This is a genomic window from Paenibacillus paludis (genome assembly GCF_042610515.1).
Classification (GTDB): domain Bacteria; phylum Bacillota; class Bacilli; order Paenibacillales; family Paenibacillaceae; genus Paenibacillus_AQ.
Map to the genome: position 1 here is coordinate 1 of NZ_JBGJZP010000033.1, position 24,814 is coordinate 24,814.

Here is a 24,814-nt window from a genome sequence, read left to right on the forward strand (position 1 = left end):
ATGCTGCATGCTAATTCGTTCAATGCGTTGATTTGTCCTATCGTTTCGGTTAGACTTCATAGTAAGCGCCTCCTGATGGGTTTTTAGGGCTGTAGACCCCTTACACCCCCATCATACGAGGCGCTCTTGTTTTTGTCTAAGCTGAAAACTTAGCGTATACAGGAATGTTTACGAGTAAATGAATCCGCTACGGGCTTTTAGGGTCCCTACTTTCAATTTGTTTTGTAATTATAATCATGTGTTAAAATGGTAATGTTACAATAATATAGGATAGGAGGGTGGGTGAAAATTTTAGTGTCTAAAAATTTAGAAGGAAGGATGAAATGGTGAAAAATAAAAAAGTGTTTACAGTTTTAGCTACAGCATTTTTGTTAACTTCCATCTCTGTTTCTGTATCGGGGGCAAGTTCTACACCAAATGCTTCGGATGCACCTGCCAGAATTGCTCAGGTTGTTCCAAGTAGCAATTTCGTAGATAATTTAAATACAACACAGATTGAGACTAATTCTACTGTTCAAGTTACTGATGTCCCTAATATCACTGTCCCTCTATCCACAGAGCCTGTGCAAGTTCTGACTGAGAAAAACGTTGCTGCAAGAGGAAGTAATGCTCCAACTAACTTTTGGAACTTGGCAAATAACTCTTATTCAGGTTCTTTCTCTTATGTAGAGGACTATGTATTTACGAATTATTATTTCCCTGTTAATGGTGAGAAAATAATATATATCAATGTTACTACTACCCCAGTGAATCATGGGGCAACTGGAAAATATAGAATTGTTGCTTATGAACTTACAACTGGAAATGTTGCTGCAACCTATAAGGGGACTGTTGGCATAACTGCAAATGCGATGTTCTATAATCTCAATCAAAATAAGACATATTACTTTGGTATTTTGAATGATATGGATAGCCCAATAGATGGATCGCTTACAGTTTTTCACTAATAAAATGTTGTTTTTCTGCCCAACGGCTTCGGCTGATGGGCATTTTTTTAATTCACTTTGTGAAAGTTTTTATTGAAAATAATGATTCTCTTATTGACAGCCCTTTAGTCACTATATTCACAAATTGAGAAGGCTCTTTCTGTGGAAGGTCAAAAGAATTGTATTCAAGTAAATGACTATAATTATGCATAATATAGATTGAACTTGAGAATTACATGTAGGGAAAAGTGGCGGAGGGGGATTTTGGAACTGTAGGAGCGACAGCGTCCGCCTTTAGGATTGGATTTCTAGCGCGATTCGCGGTTAAATTCAGGAAATCCAAACCTAACAGCGGCCGGAAGTCCAAACATTCTCTGTAGTCACGACCAATCCCAAAATAGAAGAATTATAAGTTCAATCTATAGGTACAAAATGATTCAATAAAAAATAGTGTAATATCATTGAGAACACCAAACAGCGTTATAAATAGTGGAGATGCTTGGTCTCCACAGAGAAAAGGATCACAGAGCGGAATAGTAAGCCGCCTGTGATCCTGCTATTAAATGTAAAATGAATTAGAATACCTCGTAATTATGGCCATAGTTATTATCCCAATACGTTTGCCCGCCAGTTGTATATTCAATCGAATATTTAACATTTGTAGCACCCGGAACATTGAAACTATAGCTCCATCTTTCAACACTATTGAAATTATTCACGGAGCCATTAAAAGTGGCGTAGCCCTCATGAGTTGTTGCCCAGTCGTCCGTTGTGTACAGTATTTTTACTGTTTTCGCCGGATTCAGGTTTTTCACATAGATATTGCCGCTAAATTCACCATTGCTCAGAGTGCTATTGGCGTTAAGCACATTTGGTGATCCCAAAATCACTGAACTTAGGGGAACTGTATGATTCACTTGATTGTAATAATTCGCTCCCCCGTTGTTATCCCAATAGGTTTGGTTATTCACTTCGTATTTGATTGCGAATTTTATGAAGTCCAGATTTTTTAACTCCAAATGATCTGTTGAAGAATCAGTTCTGGAAATGCCAAAATGCCATTTCTCATGGTTTACATCCGCCGCCCCAACATAAGATGCACTCGTATCATACCAATTTGTGTTATCTGTCGTGTAGTGGACAGTCACATTCTTCACGGGTCCCAGATTAGCAACTTCAATATTGCCGCTGAATCCGACATATCCAGGTTTATAAATAACGCCGACATCCGAGTCAATAAGCTTGACCTCATTACCGCTGGCAAATGCCGATCCGGCAAAGGATACACCAAAAATCAGAGTAAACATCATCAATCCAGCAAAAAGTTTTTTCATTGCTTTCACAGTTCTCGCTCCTCTAATTTAAAATTTTTACACCTGAGTCTGAGCCGACAAGGAAGACATACATTTGAACGCGTTATTGTTCTTTCATCCCTCCCTTAACACTTTGAAACCAAATTGAAATTTACGGAAAGGAAATCATTTCCTGTTAATACAATAATCTTAATTGGGCTTGATGTAAATAGTAAAATAGTAACATAATTTATATATTAAGTAAGGCGACTTTCACACCTGAAAAAATGTACAGACTAACTGGATACTGTAGCACGGAATTAACCGTCTTGGGAGAAGGCGGTTTTTTTCGTTTCAAAAAAGGAAGGACTCGCCGTCTATACGATCAACTTAATGCAATCTTTATCCGCTCATACAAACCCTGACCCTGAATTAATGCCTTGAGTGCTATTCTAAACCGGTAGCTAAATATGACATTCAGGAAAGGATCTTTATGATGGATGAATTTTTGAAAAATGCCGGGTTGATCGCAATCATGATCGTGGTGCTTTATACCATTAAGAAGATTTATGACTACATTGATTTAAAGAGGGCAGGCGACTATGAAGATGATGAATTCTGACAATCTTAATGCAATCTTTATTCTCTCATGCAAACCCTAACCCTGAACTAATGGCATAGATGGTACGCTGAATCAGTAGTTAAAAGCAGAGATGAGAGAATGTTAGAGAGGAGTGCGAAGGATATGATGGACATGTATATGGTGGTGGCACTCGCTGTGTTTTTCGGTATGTTCTATGCGTTTGCACAGTGGTGTGGGCACGTCATCGACGATAAAGGGGGGAAAGAGCAATGACAGTGGTCCTGATCGCAACGATGCTGTTGTTTCTCTATTTGGTCTACGCCCTGATTCATCCGGAGAAATTTTAGGCAGTGCGGTAAAAAACAGCAAGACATATAGAGCATTGAGCTGAAGCTCATTAAATGAAGGAGGGGCATTCGTGGGTATTATACAAATCGTCGTAGTCATTGCCATACTGCTGCTACTGGTTAAACCGGTAGGAACTTATTTATATCATGTGTTCTCAAATGAACCAAACCGGTTGGACCGGATCTTTGGGGGATTCGAGCGAGGCATATACAAGGTAAGCGGCCTGAAAAACCGTGAAGGGATGTCCTGGAAGACCTATGCACTCAGCTTTCTTTCTACCAACATTGTGCTGGTTGTGTTCGGTTATCTGGTTCTCCGCCTGCAGGGCGGACTGCCTGTAAATCCGAATGGAATTACCCAGCTGGAGCAGACCCTTACGTTTAACACGGTAATCAGCTTCATGACTAACACTAATCTGCAGCATTACAGCGGGGAGACCGGTCTTTCCTATTTCTCGCAGATGGCGGTTATCACCATGATGATGTTCACATCGGCAGCCAGCGGTTTTTCCGTAGCAGCAGCTTTTGTGAGAGGGATTACCGGTAAAAATTCACTGGGGAATTTCTTCGAAGACTTCGTCAAGGCGATTATTCGGGTGTTCCTGCCGCTTGCACTGCTTGTAACAATGGCTTTAGTAGCACTGCATGTTCCGCAGACATTAAAACCTACACTGGAGGTAACTACGCTGGAGGGTGCTGCTCAACAGATTGCGATCGGGCCGGTTGCCTCACTGGAATCCATCAAGCATCTGGGAACGAATGGCGGAGGATTCTTCGGGGCGAATTCCGCACATCCATTTGAAAATCCGTCACCGCTTACCAATGTCATTGAAATCCTGTCCATGTGGATGCTGCCCGCATCCTTGCCTTATATGTACGGACTGTTCGCTAAGAATAAACGGCAGGGCTGGGGCATCTTTGCGGCCATGATGACTTTGTTCGTACTGCTGTTGTCGCTCAATTATGCTGCGGAGATCAAAGGAAATCCGGCAATGGCAGACCTGGGCATTGAAGCTTCTCAAGGCAGCATGGAGGGAAAAGAAGTCCGCTTCGGTGTACCGCAATCCTCCTTGTTTACGGCAGTAACAACCGCAGCGACAACAGGTAGCGTCAATAATATGCATGATACCCAAACCCCGCTGGGAAGTATTACGCCGCTTGCGCTAATGATGCTGAATAACGTCTTCGGTGGCAAAGGCGTGGGCCTTATCAATATGTTGATGTACGCCGTGCTTGCGGTCTTCCTGTGCGGGCTGATGGTGGGGAGGACGCCGGAATTCCTTGGTCGAAAGATTGAAGCGAGGGAGATGAAGCTGATTGCGGTGGCGATACTGATTCATCCGCTGATCATTCTGGCACCGACAGCAGCCTCATTCCTGACAGATCTGGGGCAAGGCGCTATTAGCAATAGCGGGTACCACGGTCTGACGCAAGTGTTATATGAATACACTTCCTCTGCTGCCAACAACGGTTCAGGTTTCGAAGGACTTGCGGACAACAGCACATTCTGGAATGTGATGACTGGTATTGTAATGCTGCTAGGACGCTATATCTCAATCATTGCAATGCTCGCCGTTGCAGGTTCCCTGATCCGCAAGCAACCCGTACCCGAGACAATCGGCACATTCCGTACAGACAACGGTCTGTTCACCGGCATCTTGATCGGTACGGTGCTGATCATTGGTGCACTGACATTTCTGCCGGTCGTGGTCCTGGGGCCGATTGCTGAACATTTGACTCTACGGTAGGAAAGAGGGAGAAATAGAGATGAGTACTGTACAAAAAAAGAAGCTGCTGAGTGGGCCTATTATACGAAGTGCAGTCAAGGACAGCTTTATCAAGCTGAATCCGATGACACTAATGAAGAATCCGGTCATGTTTGTGGTTGAAATTGGAACAATTATTGTTCTGCTAATGATTCTCGCCCCTGGTTATTTCGACGCTGAGGAGGCTAGAGGCTTCAATATAGCGGTCTTCTTCATACTGCTGGTTACCGTATTGTTTGCCAATTTTGCGGAAGCTCTGGCGGAAGGCCGCGGGAAAGCACAGGCGGATACACTGAAGAAGACCAAGCAGGATATTTCCGCGAATAGACTGGTGGGAGGCGTCATTAAGATAGTTGCTTCCTCCGAACTGCGTAAAGGCGATGTCGTTGTTGTCAGTCAAGGAGAACTTATTCCCGGCGACGGCGAGGTCATTGAAGGGCTGGCATCCGTGGATGAATCGGCTATAACAGGTGAATCGGCTCCCGTTATTAAAGAAGCCGGCGGAGATTTTGGCTCCGTGACAGGCGGTACGAGAGTCGTAAGTGATCAGATCAAGGTACAGATTACAAGTGAACCCGGCGAGTCTTTCCTTGACCGGATGATCTCACTGGTGGAAGGAGCCAAACGGCAGAAAACACCGAATGAAATTGCGTTAAACACGCTATTGATCAGCTTGACGATTATCTTCCTGATCGTGGTAGTCACCCTGCAGCCTATCGCCGCTTATCTGGAGGTCAACCTGGAAATTCCGGTCTTGATTGCACTGCTGGTCTGTCTGATCCCCACTACCATTGGGGGATTACTGTCAGCAATCGGAATTGCGGGCATGGATCGGGTTACCCAGTTCAATGTACTCGCCATGTCCGGTAAAGCGGTCGAAGCTGCCGGAGACATCAACACGATGATTCTTGATAAGACCGGCACAATTACCTTTGGCAACCGTATGGCCAGTGAATTTGTACCTGTGGGCAATGAGACGGTAGAGGATCTGGCCGGGTGGGCAGCTGTCAGCTCGCTGAAAGATGAGACGCCGGAAGGGCGCTCCGTCATTGAGCTGGCCAAGAAACAAGGATACAGTTACGAGAACAGCCTTATGGCTGGAGGCGAGTTTATAGAATTTCGCGCCGAAACGCGGATGAGCGGAATGGATTTGCAGGACGGCCGGATGGTTCGCAAAGGGGCCGTGGATTCCATTAAGCGCTGGGTGTCCTCCCAAGGAGGGCAGATTCCAGATCATTTGGATCAGCAAACGAATGCCATTGCCGGCAAAGGAGGGACACCGCTGGCTGTTGCAGTTGATAACCGGATATATGGACTCATCTATCTGAAAGACACGGTTAAGCCGGGGATGAAGGAACGATTTGATGAACTGCGCAAAATGGGCATCAAGACGATTATGTGCACAGGGGACAATCCGCTGACTGCCGCTACTATCGCCTTCGAGGCTGGAGTCGACGGATTCATTGCCGAAAGTACACCGGAGAATAAGATCGAGGTGATCCGCCGGGAGCAAAGTGAAGGCAAGCTGGTGGCAATGACTGGGGACGGTACGAATGATGCGCCTGCATTGGCACAGGCGGACGTGGGACTTGCGATGAACAGCGGAACCACAGCGGCGAAGGAAGCGGCCAATATGGTTGATCTGGACTCCGACCCGTCCAAGATCATTGAGGTTGTGGCGATCGGCAAGCAGCTGCTGATGACACGCGGAGCATTAACAACCTTCAGTATCGCGAATGATATCGCCAAGTATTTTGCGATTATTCCCGCCATGTTTACGCTGGCCATTCCAGAGATGGAAGTGCTGAACGTAATGGGACTAGGTTCTCCAAGCTCCGCGATTATCTCAGCACTGATCTTTAATGCAATTATCATTCCATTGCTTATCCCTTTGGCGATGAGAGGCGTATCGTATAAGCCGATGAGCTCCACCAAGCTGCTGAGCCGGAATATATTTATCTATGGGCTTGGCGGGATCCTGGTTCCCTTCCTCGGCATAAAGTTGATTGACCTGGTTGTAAGCATATGGATTTAAGATCACTGCACTTGGCTAGAAGAAAGGATGAATAAATTATGCAAATCGTCAATTCAGGCGCAATAGAGCAAAAGCCAGTTTCTAAAGGTTCATATATATTTAGTGTGATAAGACTTAGCCTAGTGTTTGTTGTATTATGCGGGATCATCTATCCGCTGGCTTCTACCGCGCTTGCCCAGGTTCTTATGCCTTCCCAGGCGAACGGGAGCCTGCTGAAGAATGGAGAAGGCCAGGTGATTGGCTCTGAGCTAATTGGCCAGAACTTTAAGAATCCGGCGTTATTCCAAGGCCGTGTGTCCAGTATTGAGTACAAGGCTGAAGCCTCGGGATCGAACAACTATGGACCGTCCAATCCGGATTTGCTAGAACGCACCAGCAATACTATAGCTGAGTGGAAAGCGAATAACCCTGACATTCCGGTTAGTGAGCTGCCTATAGATTTGGTCACGAACTCCGGTTCCGGCCTGGATCCGCATATATCTCCCGCTGCGGCTACGGTACAGATCCCCAGAATCAGCAATCTGACCGGTATTTCAGCAGATAAGCTAGAAGCATTGGTGGCAAAATATACTGAAGGCCGCGATCTTGGGGTGTTTGGTGAGGAACGTGTCAATGTGCTGAAGCTAAATCTCGCTTTAATGGAAACACCGGCGAATTAGAACCGGCTCACCCCTGCCTGCGCTTCCAGCGGACAGGGGTAGTTTCCGCTTAAGGATAGGAGGTTAACGAGTGGCACCATACAAACGCAAAACCCCGGAAGAAATTCTGTATTCCATTTACCGTTTGCACCGGGGCAGGCTGAAGATTATCATCGGCTCCGTCAGCGGATCAGGCAAAACCTATCATATGCTGGAGGAAGGCAAGTTATTGAAAAAGCAGGGCATTGATGTTGTAATCAGTGCCGTATCGACGATGCAGAGAGCGGAAACCATGCAGCAGCTTGCCGATCTGGAGCGTGTCCCCAGCATTCATTGGCTGAAAGACGGCAAGGAGCAGAAGGATCTTCCTTTGGAGACTTTGCTGGAGCGCAATCCCGAGGTACTGCTTGTAGATGGCTTGGCGCACCGCAACCGCAAAGAAGCCCGTTTTCAAACGCGGCTGGAAGATATCCGTTATTTGATGGACAACGGCATTAGCGTAATTACGACCATCAATGTGTATGAATTGGCTGGAGTGGGTGAGACCATCTTTCAAATGACGGGAATCCGCGCAGATGAAACCGTACCGCTGCATACCCTGGAGCTTGCGGATGAGGTCCGCTTGATCGATGTCTCACCTGAAACTATTCTGAAGCGGATCGAGGAAGGTGTTTTAGGCCATGAGACGCATCCTGCACTCTCCCGACCCGGCAATCTCGGCGTGCTTCGTGAGCTGTCTCTGCGTCTGGTGGCCGAAGGTGTCAATGATTCGCTAGAGAAACATCGCGAAGAACATGGACTCATTGGTCCTTCCGGCGCGATGGAGCGGATACTGGTATCCGCGCAGTACCATTGGAACGGGTCGCTTTATGTGAGAAGAGGCCAGCAAATCGCCAAGCGGTTGGGCGGTGATCTCATTGTGGTGACATTTGCTATTCCCAACCGGCCGCTGACGAAGAACCAGCAGACCTTTAAGCGTTCGATTGTAAAGCTGGTAGAGCGGGTGGGCGCCAGGTTTGAAGAGCTTCCTCTCACCCTTCAACGCCAGCTTCCTTCCGAACTGGTGCGTTATGCCATTCAAAACAATGTGACCCGGATCGTCATGGGCCACTCCCAAAAAAGCCGCTGGCAGGAGCGGTGGCAAGGCTCGATCGCTGACCGTGTACTGCGTCAGACCCGCAATATTGATGTGTTTCTGATGGCCGACCGGGCCGAGCAGGAAGGAGAACGGATTCTGCCGATCAAACGTAATCCGCAAGGGAAGAAGGAGCCTTTTCACCGGTTGACCAGTCAAGAGATGGAGAAGAAGATTGAAGTGATCCGCCGTGGAACCTTTAAGGTATATATCGGTGCGGCTCCCGGAGTCGGCAAAACCTACAAGATGCTTCAGGAGGGAAATATACTTCAAAGCAGAGGCATCGATGTTGCCATCGGGCTGCTGGAAACCCATGGCAGGAAGGAAACCCAGGAGCAGATAGGTGAATTAATGACGGTACCCCGGGCCAAAATTCTATATCAAAATACGCATTTGGAAGAAATGGACACGGACGCAATTATTACCCGCCGCCCGGAGGTCGTCCTGGTGGATGAGCTGGCACATACCAATGTGCCCGGCAGTATAACCAGAAAGCGGTATGAAGATGTGATCCGTCTGCTCGAAAACGGCATTTCCGTCATTACAACTGTAAATGTGCAGCATCTGGAAAGCTTGAACGACGCGGTAGCCCAATTAACCGGCGTACGTGTCAGGGAGACTGTGCCGGATGCGATTCTCAAAATGGCCAGTGAGGTCGAACTGATCGATGTAACGCCACAAATGCTGCAGGAGCGGATGCGGGAAGGGAAGATATACGCCTCAGAGAAAGTGAACCAGGCGCTGGAATCGTTTTTCAAGATCGGCAATCTCATTGCACTGCGTGAACTGGCCCTCCGCGAAATTGCGGATGATGTAGATGAACGGCTGGAGGCCTGGGACCGGGACAATTCCTTGCGGGGCCCATGGAGCAGGAAAGAGGTGATCTTCGTCTGTGTGGATCTGGGACCGAGGGCAGAGCGGCTGATTCGCCGCGGATTCCGCATCGCGCATCGCTTGAAAGCCGAGTGGTATGTTCATTATGTGCACTGCAGTTCGAAAGAAACACCCGAGGAGCAGAAACGGCTGGAGACGCTGCGTCGCCTAACAGAACAGCTTGGAGGGAATTTAGAGGTGACTATGGCAGAAAGCCGTAAGAACCTGCACGAGCATTTATTAATCAGGATCAATGAAGTGAAGACGACACAGCTGATCATCGGGCAGGTGCGGAAGCCGCTCTGGCGGACGCTCATCAAAAAAAGCTTCGTCCACTATCTGCTCCGTCATGCCCGGCATATGGATATGCTGGTGGTGGCTGATCAATGAGAAGAGTGAGGAAGACAGAAGGAACCGATCCTGTGGATTGGTTCCTTTTACATTCTTCTTTTAAAGTCTTATAATGAGAGAATGAATATTCATTCCGCTCAAATCTATACCGGTTTAATCCGGAACCATTCCAGTCTAAGGTAAGGGTGATTACACTGGCTACTAACAAACGGGAAGATATCATGAAAGCGGCCTTGGTGCTGTTTGCCGAGAGAGGATATGACGGCACAACCGTTCCGATGATTGCTGAAAGTGCGAAGGTAGGGGCAGGTACGATATATCGCTATTTTGCCAATAAAGAATCGCTTGTTAACGGATTGTTTCAGCATTGCGTGCAAGTGTTCTCGGACACGTTAAAATATGAGGGCATTCATTCCATGCCGGATATTCGGGAGCAATTTCATTATATTTTTCAGCGTTTAGTGAAGTTTGCCGATAATAATGTGAATGCGCTGCTCTTTATCGAATCCCATAATAGCGCTTATTATCTGGATGACCGAAGCAAGCAGGTGTTTGATGAGCTGCTTGGAACGTTTCGCCAAGTTTTGGAGAATGGTAAAAAAGTAGGGGTCATCAAAGAGTTCAATACAGATGCGCTGATTGCCATTGTATATGGTGCGTTTGTGCTGCTGTTCAAGCTGATTAAGTCTGGAGTGTTAACCGAAACCCCCGATCTGCTGGAAGGGGTCGAAGAAAGCTGTTGGAATGCCATTAGAATCCTATGATTCTAGTGTTTTAAGGAGACTGCCAAATGACAAAAGTAAAGATATTTACAGATAGTCTTTCAGATCTGCCGTCCACCGTAATTGAACAATATGAGATTGGCATAGCTCCTGTATATGTTGTTTTTAGCAATGAGCTGATATTTCGGCATACGGTCGATATAACTACTGAGGAGATCTACACCTACGTAAGAGAGAAGGGGACGATTCCCGGTATTGCTGCTCCAACATCTCATGACTTAAGTACTCTCTTTGCTCCTTGTATTGCTGCCGGAGACAATGTATTATTCATCAGCATGGCCTCGGGGTTATCCCCAACCTACAAGAATGCAGTGGCAGCTGCCCAACAATTTCCGGAAGGGAGAGTCACTGTCATTGATTCCTCAAGCATTTCCTCAGGGACGGCGATGATGGTCCTTCGGGCAGTCGCAGCGGCGAGGAAGAGAAGGCATCCCGCAACTATAACCAAAGAGCTGCATCACTCCCGGACAAACCTGGAGGAAGAAATGCTGCTTGATAAGCTTAACTTTGTAAATCAGGGTGGAAATGTTTATGGTTTGCATAATCGGATAAAAAGTCCTTTGAATTTAAAAAGTCCTGCAACGGTCAGATCGGGGCGCATGCATTTCTCCATGAATGAGCCACAAGGCGGCGCCACAAAAGCGCTGGATAAGATGCTGCACAATGCAATTGACAACAAAGACGAGATTGACCAGAAGCTCGTGCTTATCTCACAGACGATGGCAGAGCAGCCTGCTGAATATTTAAGGGAAGCATTGATTAAAAAAGTGGGATGCGACGAAGTGCTTGTGACTTCGAGCATCAGCGGCTTTCTCTCCCGCACCTCACCACGAAGTTTGGGTGTAAGCTACTACCGCAGAGCTGATCAGGACTGATATATTACGGAAAAGCGGGGAATACAGCAATGAAGAACATGTATGCGAAATGGGCGGCGCTTACGGAAAGAAGCAGCCAGCTGGCGCTGTGGAGCACTTTTCTGAAATGGATTGTCCTGGGCGGCATAGTAGGCGTATTGTCCGGAACGGCCTCGGCTTTTTTCCTCAAGAGTCTGGATTATGTTACTGAGGTTCGGCTGAATCATGGATGGCTGCTCTTTCTGCTTCCGGCGGGAGGCGCGCTGGTAAGTTTTCTATATATGCGCTACGGCAAAAACAGTGCCAAGGGAAATAATCTGATTTTGGAGCAAATCCGGGAGGGTAATGAAGCAATTCCGTTGCGGATGGCTCCTTTGGTGCTGTTTGGCACGCTTATCACTCATCTCTTCGGTGGTTCAGCCGGGCGGGAAGGAACTGCAGTACAAATGGGAGGCAGCTTGGCCGAAGGATTCGGGAGACTTATTAAGATCAATGCGCTGGACCGGAAAATATTGCTGATGTGCGGGATAAGTGGTGGTTTCGGCTCAATCTTCGGGACACCTCTGGCCGGGACCATTTTTGGGCTGGAGGTGATTGCGATTGGACTCATCAGCCATAAAGCGCTGTTGCCCTGTTTCACAGCCAGTTTTGTGGGCGATCTGGTGACTACCCGCTTATGGAAGGTGCATCATACCCATTATCAGGTGGATGTTTTTCCGGCTCTGGATCTAGTCGTCCTGTTAAAAGTAATCGCTGCTGCAATAGTGTTTGGTTTAGTCAGTATGTTGTTCAGCGAGCTGACCCACTTTTTAAAGCGAACGTTCACCTACTTCTTTAAAAACCCGATGCTAAAGAGTGCGATAGGCGGGCTCATTATTATTGCCTTAGTTTATGTCGTAGGTTCGAGGGATTACTTGGGACTTGGTATTCCACTCATCAGCGGGTCCTTTGAGACAGAAATGCCGCCATTTGCGTTCCTGTGGAAGCTCATTTTCACTGCATTTACTTTAGGCACAGGCTACCAGGGCGGTGAAGTTACTCCATTATTTGCTATAGGGGCGACACTCGGAAACAGCCTGGCTGGTGTACTTCATTTATATGCTCCTTTCCTGGCCTCACTGGGCTTTATTGCGGTATTCTGCGGAGCCACCAATACACCTATTGCCTGTTTCATAATGGGGATTGAATTATTTGGTTCCACCGGGGCGGTTTATATGTTTATTGCTTGTGTGGTCAGTTTTTTATTCTCAGGACATACCGGTATTTATACATCCCAGCAGATCGGCGTATCGAAAAGTCATCTGATCCCTATCCCAGAAGGGACTACCCTAGCCTCCGTCAAGGGTCTGCGCAAACGAAAAACAAAAGCCAGCGGAAAAAATCATACCAATCAGTAGATTTGCTGATCAAAACCATGCTTGGGTTGAAATTAAATAAAAGGTATGGTAAAATTCTGTTACTTTAATGACTGGAGTTGAAAAGGATAATGTAGAAATTTTCTTGCGAATCTTTTAAACAATAAAACGACAAATGCGATTTTATTTCGCATGTGTTTTATTCTTTATACGCAAGAAAGTTACGCATTTCTTTTCACTCAGACGAATATCCTTGTCTAACTCCGCTTTGGGGCTGGATTTGCTGTATTTATTTGAGCTACAAGAAAGTAACTTTCTTGTAGCTCTTATTTTTTTATATACAGGAGGAATATTTATGTCATTAATCAATGTTGCGAACCTCACGTTTGCCTATGAAGGCAGCTACGATAATATATTTGAGAACGTAAGTTTTCAAATTGATACCGATTGGAAATTAGGATTTACGGGAAGAAACGGGAGAGGGAAAACAACCTTCCTAAGCTTGTTGCTTGGTAAATATGAATACAGCGGAACGATTTCGGCTAAGGTCGATTTCGACTATTTCCCGTTCCCTGTCGAGAATAAGGAAAATAATACCCTTGACGTAATCAGCGACATCTACCCGGATTATGTTCACTGGAAGCTGATGCGGGAGCTTTCATTACTAAAAGTATCCGAGGATGTTCTATACCGGCCCTTTGATTCCTTGTCCAACGGTGAGCAGACGAAGGTGCTGCTTGCTGCATTATTTATTAAGGAAAACAGCTTTTTGCTCATTGATGAGCCTACCAATCATTTGGATCTGAATGCAAGAAAACTGGTCAGTGCTTATCTGAATACCAAAAGCGGTTTTATCCTGGTCTCCCACGACAGATCCTTTCTGGATAATTGTGTAGACCACATCCTGTCAATCAATAAAACCAACATAGAAATTCAAAAGGGGAATTTCTCCGCTTGGTGGGAAAATAAAAGGCGGCAAGATCATTTTGAACTGGCAGAGAATGAAAAACTAAGAAGAGACATCAAGCGCTTGTCGGATTCTTCTAAACGAACGGGTAACTGGTCGCATGAGGTGGAGAAAAGCAAAAATGGAACACGGAATTCCGGTTCCAAGTTGGATAAAGGTTATGTTGGCCACAAGGCTGCTAAAATGATGAAACGCTCTAAGGCCATTGAGCAAAGACAGCAATCTGCCATTGCTGAAAAGTCTAAACTGCTGAAAAATATTGAAAATTCCGACAGCCTGGAGATTTCACAGCTTGATTATCATAAAAACGAGCTGGTTGAGCTTGAACATGTCTCGATTCAATACGGGAAGAAGATCGTCTGCGCAGATATCAGCTTTTCGATTGAGCAGGGGGAGCGAATTGCACTTTCCGGTATAAATGGCTCCGGTAAATCAAGCATTATCAAGCTGATTTGCGGCGAGGAGCTAGACTACACAGGCACGCTCAGGAAGGACAGTCAGCTTACAATATCATACGTATCACAGGATACCTCGCATTTACAGGGCAATTTGACGGACTACGCCAGAAGCAACGGGATTGATGAAAGCCTGTTTAAATCGATTTTAAGAAAACTTGATTTCTCCAGAGTACAGTTTGAAAAGGATATATCTGCGTTTAGCGGCGGGCAAAAGAAGAAAGTGCTTATTGCGAAAAGCCTTGGTGAGAAGGTCCATTTGCATATTTGGGATGAGCCGCTTAATTTTATTGATATTATTTCCCGGATGCAGATTGAAGAGCTGCTGCTGGAGTACACACCAACTATTCTTTTTGTCGAGCATGACAGTGAATTTTGCAACAATATTGCTACAAAAATCATTCATCTGTAATCCATTACCTGAATTTCTCAGGACCGGTCACTGCAGACTTTCTCGGCTCACCCGAAATAACTCGTTACTCGTAACCCAAAGAGTTCTTTCGCGTATATGATATAAATATGATCCGACGAAGCTGCAGGGATTGAATGTTAAAGGTCCAAACTAAAAGAAGTTGAGGTAATCCATCTTATGAATGAATTTACACTGCATGCCGATACAGCGTATAAGCTGGCTGAGCAGAAAGCTGCTCAATATTTTGCATCACTTTTTACCCAGGTCAAGAATAGGAGTTATGTGCCTGCCTTAACTGCAGACTTTCATTTGTGGAAGAAGAGCCATATTCATCATCATTCATGGCTGTCCTTTTTTTCGCGAAACCAAAGGAACCCCGGATCTGCGGATTACCACCGTTATATTCAATGGCTGAACTACACAGGAAAATTAAATGATTATCTCGACCGGAGCATTTCCTATATCTACATGAGGGATCTGGGCAAAGCGCTGGATTCTCCGGACACCCAAACCAGGATTCAGCGGATGGTTGCTGATATCAAAGATCAGTTGATACCCTCAGCCGCAGCAGGCGGGGAAGCACAGCCGGACATGCTGAATTTGGCAAAGCTGTACCGCTGGGCCCAGAAAGAAGGGGTAGAAACAGCCACGATCTGGGTGATTACTAAACTCAAAACCGTCTCCGCCAATCTGCCGGAGGAAATGAATCCCGAGCAAGCCCAGCGTAAGCTGATTAAGATTATTATCGGGGTTGTCATGCATGTGATGGAAGAGATGGAAGGTAACCTTGCCTCTGCAGAACGTGCCTTAAGACTTGATGAAGCCATCCGGCTTGGCTACTCCTATGGCCTTACCTATCCTTTCATTGACGATCTTTTAGATTCTGTGGTCCTAACCGTTCCTGAGAAAGAACAGTATTCCCGGTTGATCCGTCAAGCGCTTCTCAGTGGAATTGTCCCGGAGCTGGGTGAGTGGGACGGTGAAAAGATTCCGCTGATGGAGTACGTGCATTCGGAGCTGCGGGAAGCCTTTGAGTACATTAAGAACCATCAGCGGATGGAGACGCAGAAATCGTTTTTTGAGCGTTCCTATGTGTTTTTTCACTCTCAGGAAATAGACCGGGCAAAGAATCTGTCCCATGATGGTTATACCAATGAGGAGCTCTATATTCCTGTGATCCTAAAATCATCTTCCTCCCGCTTGATTGTCCGCTCTGTAATCAGTGCGCCGCTAGATGACGGTTTTGATCATCGAACTTTCTATTATGGCTTATACAATCAGCTGGCGGATGATTTTGCCGATATGTCCGACGATATGCTGGAAGGCGCGGTTACCCCGTATACCTATTATTTAAAATACCGCCACCAGCGCAACGATTTGATCAATCCCTTTGAAATGTACTGGACTGTCATTTCCCATCTGCTCCATAATGTGTTTCATTCTGATCATAAAACTTGCGAGGTGATTCTGGACCGGGTCATTAACGGTTTGAAACGTTCTAGAGAACGTTTAGGCAGGGATAAATACAACGAAATCATGGAGATATTTGCGTCTGGCAGCCCGGAATTCAAACGCCTGGTAGACCGGATGGTTCACAAAGCAGAGGATGTCGATTTCTTCGACAAATTGCTTCGGGACCAGCTGCTTAATACACTTCGTAACAACCGGAAGGAAAAGGAAGAGTTTCACGATACGATCAAAACGGTACGCGGAATGATCAATAGCCAGCTCCTAATCCCTAAGCCTGAGGGAATGCCACCGATGAAGGAACTGCTTATAGATGCTGCTAATTACAGTCTCGAAGGAGATGGGAAACGAATACGTCCAGTCTTAACGTGGGTTATGGGCGTAAGAGAATATGGACTGGAGCCAGCGGATATTGTGCCGCTGCTCAGATCCTTGGAATATATGCATACCGCTTCCTTGATCTTCGATGATCTGCCATCCCAGGATAATGCGTCAACCCGCAGAGGGCGTGAAACCCTGCATCAGGTGCATGATGCTGCGACTGCCGAATTAACCGGCCTGTTCCTGATCCAGAAGGCTACAGAGGAACAAGCATCTCTCCGTCATTTCGATCCGAAAACCGTGCTTGCCCTGATGCAGTATTCAGCACAAAAGACTGGGGATATGTGCATGGGGCAGGCGATGGATCTGCATTCCAAAGGCGAAGATTTAACTCTGGAGCAACTGAATGAGATTTGCTTTTACAAGACCGGGATTGCCTTCGAGGCGGCGCTGGTCATGCCAGCTATGCTGGCTCAGGTGAAGGAGGCGGAAATTACTGCGCTGAAGAAATTCGCTTATCATGCGGGGATCGCCTTCCAGATTAAAGATGATTTACTCGACCAGGAGGGTGACCGGCTATTGCTCGGCAAACCCGTTGGCCAGGATGCCGGAAATAACACTTCGACTTTCGTATCCATTCTTGGGCTGGAGAACGCCCGGAAAGAGCTGTGGGAACATTACTGTCTGGCCTCGGAAGCATTGAGCGAGCTGCCCCGGAATATTGCTTTTCTGAAGCATTTATTGAATTATATGGTTAACAGGAACCGCTGAACTGCACACATGAAATCATACAGTAAACGGCAAGCCTCTGCACTTGGAGGTTTGCCGTTTCTTCTTGCTGCTGTCACCAAGAGAGATAGTTAATAAATTTTTAATAAACAGCGCGTAAACTGACAATACAGTAAGGGGCAAAGATGTAGGAATAAACTGTTTGGACAGCGGAGCGGATGACTATCTTCCAAAGCCATTTGCACTCGAGGAATTGCTGGCAAGAATGAGGTCGACTAGGATATGTACTCCGAAAATAAGGGCAGTGCGATTACAGAAATGAAAACACGCTGCCATACGTCCCCTTATACACGGGTTGTCCGAATTTCCGTACCCATTCATCGAACAGCTTCTGGGAAATGCCATTGGCGACAATTACATAATCCGGATGGTCATACTCAATAATGTCGGGAAGATATTCCGAAAATCCGTACATGGAGCGTTCAAAAGCAGTCCATCCCAGCGCGCCAAGGGAGGCTTTCGTAATAAATGGATCCTGCCTGCCGTCACACAGCACATCACCGCCGCGGAACATCACATAACCGGATGAACCATAACGGTCAAGGACTTTGGGCCGGGTTCCTTCAGGGGTACGCTGCAGAATGTAGTTCATTTCATCCACCGGATAATTGTACGCATTAATGACAGGCGGAACCATGAATATATACGCAATATTTAGAAGTAACCCTGCTGCAAGCAACAGCCTTAGTGTGCTTTGCCGGATTAGAATACCTGGTTTGCGTAAGAACGCCAGAGGAATAGCTTCAAAAAATACAGCTCCAAAATAAGGGATGAAAAGCCACATAAACAAGTTCTGCTTAAAGTTGGACACACCCAGATACAATATACCGAGCATGAAAAAATAACGAAAAGGTTTTCCCTGTAGTGCAAAAGGAAGGGTACAGGCAAAAAACAGCAGCAATATCATAAGGGGCAGATTCTCCAGACTGTTGTAATGAATCGGCTTCCATTCATTGATAAGCAGATTGAAGTTTTTTTGCGTCACCGTCAGGATATACAGAAGACTCTTCAGTCCTCCAGGATTTGCAATGCCAATCAGCCAGACCAGGACAAAGACAATGGTTTTATGTAAATTCAGCGTTCGATTCAGTAAGGATTCTAGCAGTGCCATACCGGTAAATACGGCAATGACTAGCCACACACCTGCATGGAAATTGGCGATGGCCAAAGAAAGGGCGATCATAGCAACGGCATATTTAGTTTTAGCTGACAGTTGATACTCCCTCAGATAAACGAAGAACCAGACAATCATGAACGACGAAATCATCTGCGGACGGCCTTTGAAGTAGTTGTAATAAACCCAGCATGAAATCAGCAGTACAAAAGGGAGCAGAAGAACATGCTCCTCCTGAAGTCCCAGCTCTTTGCGCGATATTTTACCTAGACGTAACAGTCCAAGCACTAAAAAGAACAAACAAGCCGCAGTCAAAACGTACACTCCCGGCCAGCCGAATGCCTGATAGAGCGGTGCAACGAGGATTTGAAATCCAACTTCATGCGGGACATATGGCAGCTTGTCACCGTAAAACGTATGAATGGCATGATGCAGGACTTCTCCGTGATTGATCATATAACGGCCAACCTCAATATGCCAGAAGGTATCGGGATCATTGTAGGAAAACTTGGGAAACATTAACAGAACAATCCCGATAATCACTATTCCGTATATCGATTTGACTATTTTAAGCTTCATGTTGACTGCCTCCCCCTGGGTTTTGAGTTCTATTATAACCTCCTATTCTTAAAGGAAGGTAAAGACATCCAATAATCCTGCTAAATTAATAGTTCGTTAAGAATTGCTTCACGGCCAGTTTATACTTAGCCATTACACTCAGACTAGACGAACCATAAATGGATAACAGGAGGATGTAAGGCTGTGCTTACTTTGTATAATTCCCCCCTTACTGCTGCTCTAATCTCTATAGTTTCATCCTGCAGCGCACGATATGAACTAATGAAACGGAGTGAAGTGTATGCATCAACTATTGACATGGATAACTGAAACGGCGCTTCATCTTGTACATTCACTGGGGATCTGGGGGATATGGATCGGAATGATCCTGGAGAGCGCCTGCATCCCTATCCCCAGTGAGGTAATTATGCTCAGCGGCGGCTTTCTGGTTGCCCAGGGATCACTTTCATTTTTGGAAGTGGTCGTGGCAGGTTGTATTGGGAATCTCATCGGCTCGATCATTGCCTTTTATGTCGGCCGTGCCGGAGGAAGACGCTTGCTCGATAAATACGGTAAGTATATCCTGCTGAATGCGCATCATCTTGAGCAGGCGGAACGCTGGTTCAATAAATTTGGAGAGGGCACCGTATTTTTTACGCGGATGCTACCCTTTATACGGACCTTTATCTCTTTGCCGGCAGGAATTGCCGGAATGAAAACTTGGAGATTTATAGGATTTACCTTGCTGGGTTGTATCCCTTGGAATGTGGCTCTTGTCTATTTGGGATACCGTTTAGGCGGGAACTGGAGCGTCGTGGAACAGTATTTGCGCCCAGTCAGTTATGCGGTTGCCGGAGCCGTAGTGCTTCTGTTGGCATGGTGGTTACTTCGTAGAAAGAAAGAACGGGCAGTTTAAACAGTTTTACGTCTTAATAAATCCACCTTGTGCTTTTGGATTCTTCTTGAATTATCGTATGATAAGGAAATCATGGAACTAATAAGAGGCGGGTGATTGACCGGATATGTCCATACGTTTGAAATTTCTGCTGTCCTATGCGGCCATGCTGGTGGTACCGCTGCTTCTGCTTGTTCTTACTGCTCTGCTGCTGACGGTTGTCTATCACGGAGATGTGCAAAGTCTGAAAAGCGCATATGAGAGCAAATTTGAAGGAATGGAAGAGAGCGATACTCGTAACCTGATTAAACATACCTTCATGCAAAATACAGATTTACTTACAGATACAGCCTTTCTGGACGAATTATCTGCTGATATGCTCAAAAAAAACACGTCAATCTATATCCGCTCAGGGAATAAGTCACACTATGCCTCAGAGGATCTCCAGCTTAAACAGGGGTTAACCGATGAATTGCCGCCGTTCAAACAAGCGGGATCCCATAGCGAGCCTTTCAGAACGAAATATGACAATGACTGGTATAAGGTTGCCCAGTTCGATTTATTGTCCAGCCATGCAGAGCCGGTAAGCATTTTCCTGGTGAGTAAAATTGATCCTTTGGTTCATTTTGTGCGGACATTCTTCCCTATTCTGTTTCTGTCGACGATAGTCGTACTTCTGCTGACACATACCCTGCTGACAACCTATATGTCGAGAAGGATTATCCGCCCCTTGCTCGAACTGCGCAAAGCAGCCCGAATGGTGTCGGAGGGGGATTTGGATTTTCAGGTCCAGATTGACGGCAAGGATGAATTGGGGCAGCTTGGGTTGGCCTTTGAGGAAATGAGGTCCCGACTTCAGCAGTCTATACAGATTCAGCAGCAATATGAAACGAACCGTAAAGAGCTGATCACGAACATATCACATGATTTAAAAACGCCAATTACTGCTATAAAAGGCTATGTGGATGGAATATTGGAGGGCGTGGCAGATTCACCCGAAAAAAACGAGAAATATATGCGAACCATTGCTGCCAAAGCCGGTGAAATGGATCATCTGATTGATGAATTATTTTTGTACTCGAAGCTGGATATGCAGAAGCTGCCTTTTGCGTTTGAGTCGGTACGTATTGTGCCTTTTCTAAATGATTGGGCGGAGGAGCTCAAGGTGGAGCTGGAGAAGCAGGAGGTAGATCTGCGCATAGCGATAAACGGCGGGGAAGAGGCAAGGGTAGCTGTAGACCGTGATTCCTTCAAACGTGTGTTTGGCAATATCATTCAAAACAGTCTGAAGTACATGGATAAGCCGGAAAAGAGAATCACCATCCAAACCTCGATAGAAGCGCAGCAGTTTACTCTGGCCATTGGCGATAACGGATCGGGGATTCCGGCGGAGGCGGCTGGGCACATCTTTGAACGGTTTTACCGGGCAGAGCAGTCCAGGAATACAAAAACGGGCGGAAGCGGCCTGGGTCTTGCCATTGCCAAACAGATTATTGTGGAGCATGGAGGGACCATTTATGCGGATAGTGAGCTAGGCGAGGGGACCGTGATACACATTGTTTTACCGATTGAACAAGGAGGTGCTGGAGAATGAAACGAACGATACTGATTGTAGAAGATGAGTCTTCGATTGCCGAGCTTCAGCGGGATTACCTGGAGATGAACGGTTTTGAAACCGAAATCGCTGTTAATGGAGAACAAGGTCTTGAGCTTGGTCTTAGCGGCAAATTCGAATTAATTATACTGGATGTTATGCTGCCCAAGCTGAATGGCTTTGAGGTGTGCAAAAAAATCCGCGATGAACTGGACATTCCGATTCTTATGGTTACCGCCAGACGCGAGGATATTGACATTGTTCGCGGATTAGGCCTCGGTGCAGATGATTATATGACCAAACCCTTTAAACCCGGAGAACTGGTTGCCAGAGTAAAGGCCCATTTATCCCGGTATGACCGTTTGAAAGGGCGCGGCTCCTCTACAAGCGAATTGGAGATCAGAGGGCTTCGTCTGAATCCGGATGCCCGCAGCGCTTATGTCAGGGATGAGGAGATTACGCTGACGACCAAGGAATTTGATTTGCTATATTTTCTGGCGCTCCATCCCAATCATGTATTCAGCAAAGATCAGCTCTTTGAGCGCTTGTGGGGCGTAGACTCCCTGGGAGATACACAGACAGTGACTGTGCATATCCGCAAGCTGCGCGAAAAAATCGAAGAGAATTCGGCCAATCCGCTCTACATTGAGACGCTTTGGGGTTCCGGCTATCGTTTCCGTTCCTGAGTGCCTCTATGTACACATACAAGCCAATGCAAATCCATGGGATGCTGCTTTGGCTTTTTTTGTTGCTTAACGGGAGTTAAGAATTATTTAAGGGTCTGTTCACAGGCACTTTAGATTTACCCGTTAATCTAATAGCACGGGAAGCTTCCGGGAATAAAACTGAAGTATCCACACCAAGGGGGAGAGGTCATGGAATATATAGCCAAGCTAACAGGAGTCAGCAAAAAATTCCGTAACGGTAGAGGCATTAGCGGCATGGATATGGCGCTGCAGCAGGGAGATATCTACGGTTTGCTTGGACCCAACGGTGCCGGCAAAACCACACTTTTGAAAATGCTGACCGGCTTGATTTCTCCGAGCGTCGGAAACATTTCATTGTTTGGGCAAGATCTGGAGGAATCCTTATCAGCAGGTATGCGGAGTGTGGGCTGTATGATCGAATCCGCCGATTTTTATGATTATATCACAGCAGCACAATACTTAAAGCTAAACACCAACTTCTATCCGGAACTCAGGTCCCGGCGGATTGATGAAGTTCTTGAAGCGGTGGGTCTTGCCGCTTTTGCCAAAGAGAAAATAAGAAACTTCTCTACCGGCATGAAGCAAAAGCTCGCAATGGCTTCTTCTATTCTGCATTATCCGGAGCTCGTGATCTGGGATGAACCGACAAACGGGCTGGATATTGAAGGCGTTGTTCATTTTCGTGCGCTCGTTAAGCAATTATCCGTTGAAGAAGGAATTACCTTCCTGATTTCCAGCCACATGATTCATGAACTGGAGCAGCTATGCAATAGAGTGGGTATTTTGCATCAAGGCGTTTTGGTTCGCGAAGGTAATGTGCAGGAGCTGCTGACGGACAATATATCCCTGGAGGAGTATTATATTGCCGAATTACAAAAAGGGAAGGAGATGATGGAGCTTGGACGGCTTAACAGCAGGGCTTAAAAATGAAATACAGCTCATGATCTACCGCAAAAAAACAATTTTCTTCTTTTTGGTTTCCGCGTTGCTTCCTGTTCTGCTGATTATATTACTCCATACGCTTCAACCCATTCTAGGACTTGCTGCCATCAGCCCTTCTTATCCGGTTCAAATGCTGGAAATCTATACTGTATTCTTGATTCCCTTGTTTATGTTTCTAGAGATTGCCGATTGTTTTCCGCAGGAAATATCATCGCGCACCCTGAAGCTGGCGCTGCTGAGGCCGATCACAAGATTGGGGGCTTACACGGCAAAATTTCTGGCTCTCGGAGTGGCCATCGGCGTGTTGCTCATGCTTCTGGGTATCGTGAGCACGCTGTGCAATCTATTCTTCGGGACACCAGGGGCGGGAAGCATTAATCTCTTCGGTGTAGGGAAAGCCTACGCCGCAGCCTTCCTGTCCATGTGGTCTATGGCCGCCCTATTCGTATTCATCGCTCAATTTTTCCGCAGCGCCTCCGGGTTTCTGATATTTTCCATACTATTCTATACCGGAGCTAAGGCAGTTCCTTACCTTATAAACGGATTTTCTTCTTTCTCCATTACTGCCTATACAGATTGGTATTCGTTATGGTTAAGCCACAGCATCGCCAGCGGCAGGCTCGTTACATCTTCTTTATTCCTCTTGTCCAGTTTGGTTATGTTTCTAATGTTAGGCTATATCTTCTTTGAACGTAAGGAGGTCTAGCGGTTAAATTGCCTCAGGTTATGAACTTGTCAATTAATGCATAAATGAGAGGGGAATCCACCTATGAATACAATTCATCCGCCCGGGCAGGAAGAACGCCAGCTATGGAATAAGGTTCCACAAGTTACGATTTTCTTCTGGATTATTAAAATTATGGCCACCACTGTAGGTGAGACCGCAGCAGACTTTCTTAATTTCAATCTGAATTGGGGCCTGACCATCACAACGCTTGCGATCAGTGGTTTGCTCCTAATCTCCCTATACTTCCAGATGGACGCCAAAAAATACGTACCGTCATTGTATTGGATCACCGTTGTGCTGATAAGTGTGGTTGGCACACTGATCACCGATAATCTTGTAGACAATCTTGGAGTTCCGCTGGAATCAGCTACGCTTTGTTTCTCTATAGCTTTATTGATAACTTTTGTAGCTTGGTACGCCAGTGAGAAAACCTTGTCGATCCATTCCATTACCACTGCTAAGCGGGAAGCCTTCTACTGGCTGGCGATTCTTTTTACCTTCGCCTTGGGTACGGCTGCTGGTGATCTTGTCGCAGAGAGTATGAACTTGGGATATGGGGTCTCAGCGGTAATCTTCGCAATAATCATTGGTGCTGTTACCTTCGCGCACTTCCGTTTGAAGCTGAATGCTGTGGCTGCATTCTGGATCGCTTATATATTAACCCGTCCTTTGGGAGCCTCGCTCGGAGATTATTTATCGCAACCCCGCAGTGAAGGTGGACTTGAATTAGGTACGACCGGTACCAGCTTAATTTTTATTGTGATTATTTTCGGATTGATCCTGTATTTAACCAAGTCCAAGAAGGATCAGATTGCGGCTTAAGTTCGCTTGTCCCTGATCCAATACTTAAGATTTATTTAATAGTCTATTCACGGTGAATTTAGGAATATGGCTTAGGCTGAAGCAGCAAGTGAATTTAGCATTGAGAG

At 46.2% G+C, this 24,814-nt stretch carries 20 protein-coding genes and 1 pseudogene; 19 read left to right on the forward strand and 2 right to left on the reverse strand.

The window, feature by feature from the left end:
- Window positions 1-323: 323 nt before the first annotated feature.
- Complete coding sequence (locus ACAN56_RS33690; protein WP_379148250.1) at window positions 324-947, forward strand: hypothetical protein; 624 nt, start codon at window positions 324-326, stop codon at window positions 945-947.
- 554 nt (window positions 948-1,501) lie between these two features.
- Here ACAN56_RS33690 and ACAN56_RS33695 read toward each other — a convergent pair.
- A complete protein-coding gene (locus ACAN56_RS33695; protein ID WP_379148322.1) occupies window positions 1,502-2,260 on the reverse strand; it encodes a hypothetical protein in 759 nt (252 codons plus the stop codon).
- 451 nt (window positions 2,261-2,711) lie between these two features.
- Here ACAN56_RS33695 and ACAN56_RS33700 point away from each other — a divergent pair, with 451 nt between their 5' ends.
- The 12 genes and pseudogenes from ACAN56_RS33700 to ACAN56_RS33755 form a co-directional block, all read left to right on the forward strand.
- Window positions 2,712-2,840: a hypothetical protein gene (locus tag ACAN56_RS33700; protein WP_269322560.1), complete on the forward strand. Its 129-nt coding sequence runs from the start codon at window positions 2,712-2,714 to the stop codon at window positions 2,838-2,840.
- Between the two features lie 230 nt (window positions 2,841-3,070).
- Complete coding sequence (kdpF, locus tag ACAN56_RS33705) at window positions 3,071-3,148, forward strand: K(+)-transporting ATPase subunit F (protein WP_081966187.1); 78 nt, start codon at window positions 3,071-3,073, stop codon at window positions 3,146-3,148.
- 71 nt (window positions 3,149-3,219) lie between these two features.
- Window positions 3,220-4,896 carry a potassium-transporting ATPase subunit KdpA gene (gene kdpA, locus ACAN56_RS33710; RefSeq protein ID WP_379148253.1) on the forward strand — a complete coding sequence of 559 codons (1,677 nt, stop codon included), beginning with the start codon at window positions 3,220-3,222 and terminating at the stop codon, window positions 4,894-4,896.
- Between the two features lie 19 nt (window positions 4,897-4,915).
- The gene (kdpB, locus tag ACAN56_RS33715) at window positions 4,916-6,949 is read left to right on the forward strand and encodes a potassium-transporting ATPase subunit KdpB (protein WP_379148256.1); all 2,034 of its coding nucleotides are present in this window, start codon (window positions 4,916-4,918) and stop codon (window positions 6,947-6,949) included.
- 38 nt (window positions 6,950-6,987) lie between these two features.
- On the forward strand, window positions 6,988-7,608 hold the full coding sequence (gene kdpC / locus ACAN56_RS33720) for a potassium-transporting ATPase subunit KdpC (RefSeq protein WP_379148260.1): 621 nt from the start codon (window positions 6,988-6,990) through the stop codon (window positions 7,606-7,608).
- 70 nt (window positions 7,609-7,678) lie between these two features.
- A complete protein-coding gene (locus ACAN56_RS33725; RefSeq protein WP_379148263.1) occupies window positions 7,679-9,985 on the forward strand; it encodes a histidine kinase in 2,307 nt (768 codons plus the stop codon).
- Between the two features lie 182 nt (window positions 9,986-10,167).
- Window positions 10,168-10,710, forward strand: coding sequence for a TetR/AcrR family transcriptional regulator (locus tag ACAN56_RS33730; protein WP_379148265.1), 543 nt, complete (start codon window positions 10,168-10,170; stop codon window positions 10,708-10,710).
- A 26-nt stretch (window positions 10,711-10,736) separates the two neighbouring features.
- Window positions 10,737-11,603, forward strand: coding sequence for a DegV family protein (locus tag ACAN56_RS33735; protein WP_052092071.1), 867 nt, complete (start codon window positions 10,737-10,739; stop codon window positions 11,601-11,603).
- A 38-nt stretch (window positions 11,604-11,641) separates the two neighbouring features.
- Window positions 11,642-12,979: a voltage-gated chloride channel family protein gene (locus ACAN56_RS33740; protein ID WP_379148325.1), complete on the forward strand. Its 1,338-nt coding sequence runs from the start codon at window positions 11,642-11,644 to the stop codon at window positions 12,977-12,979.
- 313 nt (window positions 12,980-13,292) lie between these two features.
- A complete protein-coding gene (locus ACAN56_RS33745) occupies window positions 13,293-14,771 on the forward strand; it encodes an Lsa family ABC-F type ribosomal protection protein (protein WP_379148270.1) in 1,479 nt (492 codons plus the stop codon).
- A 177-nt stretch (window positions 14,772-14,948) separates the two neighbouring features.
- Window positions 14,949-17,330: a polyprenyl synthetase family protein gene (locus tag ACAN56_RS33750; RefSeq protein WP_379148272.1), complete on the forward strand. Its 2,382-nt coding sequence runs from the start codon at window positions 14,949-14,951 to the stop codon at window positions 17,328-17,330.
- Window positions 17,331-17,490: 160 nt separating this feature from the next.
- Window positions 17,491-17,562 (forward strand): annotated as a pseudogene (locus ACAN56_RS33755) (DNA-binding response regulator); the annotation flags it as partial.
- Window positions 17,563-17,598: 36 nt separating this feature from the next.
- On the opposite strand, the gene ACAN56_RS33760 reads toward ACAN56_RS33755, so the two are convergent.
- Entirely contained in the window at window positions 17,599-19,041 is a 1,443-nt protein-coding gene (locus ACAN56_RS33760) for a hypothetical protein (RefSeq protein ID WP_038591737.1), read from the reverse strand.
- Window positions 19,042-19,321: 280 nt separating this feature from the next.
- Here ACAN56_RS33760 and ACAN56_RS33765 point away from each other — a divergent pair, with 280 nt between their 5' ends.
- The 6 genes from ACAN56_RS33765 to ACAN56_RS33790 all read left to right on the forward strand — a co-directional run bounded on the left by ACAN56_RS33765 (window position 19,322) and on the right by ACAN56_RS33790 (window position 24,707).
- Window positions 19,322-19,936: a DedA family protein gene (locus tag ACAN56_RS33765; RefSeq protein ID WP_038591740.1), complete on the forward strand. Its 615-nt coding sequence runs from the start codon at window positions 19,322-19,324 to the stop codon at window positions 19,934-19,936.
- A gap of 106 nt (window positions 19,937-20,042) precedes the next feature.
- Window positions 20,043-21,509 (forward strand): sensor histidine kinase, encoded by a 1,467-nt coding sequence (locus ACAN56_RS33770; RefSeq protein ID WP_038591743.1) that lies wholly within the window; start codon window positions 20,043-20,045, stop codon window positions 21,507-21,509.
- Window positions 21,506-22,195 carry a response regulator transcription factor gene (locus tag ACAN56_RS33775; RefSeq protein WP_038591746.1) on the forward strand — a complete coding sequence of 230 codons (690 nt, stop codon included), beginning with the start codon at window positions 21,506-21,508 and terminating at the stop codon, window positions 22,193-22,195. The genes ACAN56_RS33770 and ACAN56_RS33775 overlap by 4 nt, the downstream gene beginning before the upstream one ends.
- Before the next feature lie 189 nt (window positions 22,196-22,384).
- Window positions 22,385-23,140 carry an ABC transporter ATP-binding protein gene (locus ACAN56_RS33780; RefSeq protein ID WP_038591749.1) on the forward strand — a complete coding sequence of 252 codons (756 nt, stop codon included), beginning with the start codon at window positions 22,385-22,387 and terminating at the stop codon, window positions 23,138-23,140.
- The gene (locus ACAN56_RS33785; RefSeq protein WP_038591752.1) at window positions 23,115-23,864 is read left to right on the forward strand and encodes an ABC transporter permease; all 750 of its coding nucleotides are present in this window, start codon (window positions 23,115-23,117) and stop codon (window positions 23,862-23,864) included. The genes ACAN56_RS33780 and ACAN56_RS33785 overlap by 26 nt, the downstream gene beginning before the upstream one ends.
- Before the next feature lie 63 nt (window positions 23,865-23,927).
- Window positions 23,928-24,707 (forward strand): COG4705 family protein, encoded by a 780-nt coding sequence (locus ACAN56_RS33790; protein ID WP_038591755.1) that lies wholly within the window; start codon window positions 23,928-23,930, stop codon window positions 24,705-24,707.
- Window positions 24,708-24,814 lie beyond the last annotated feature (107 nt).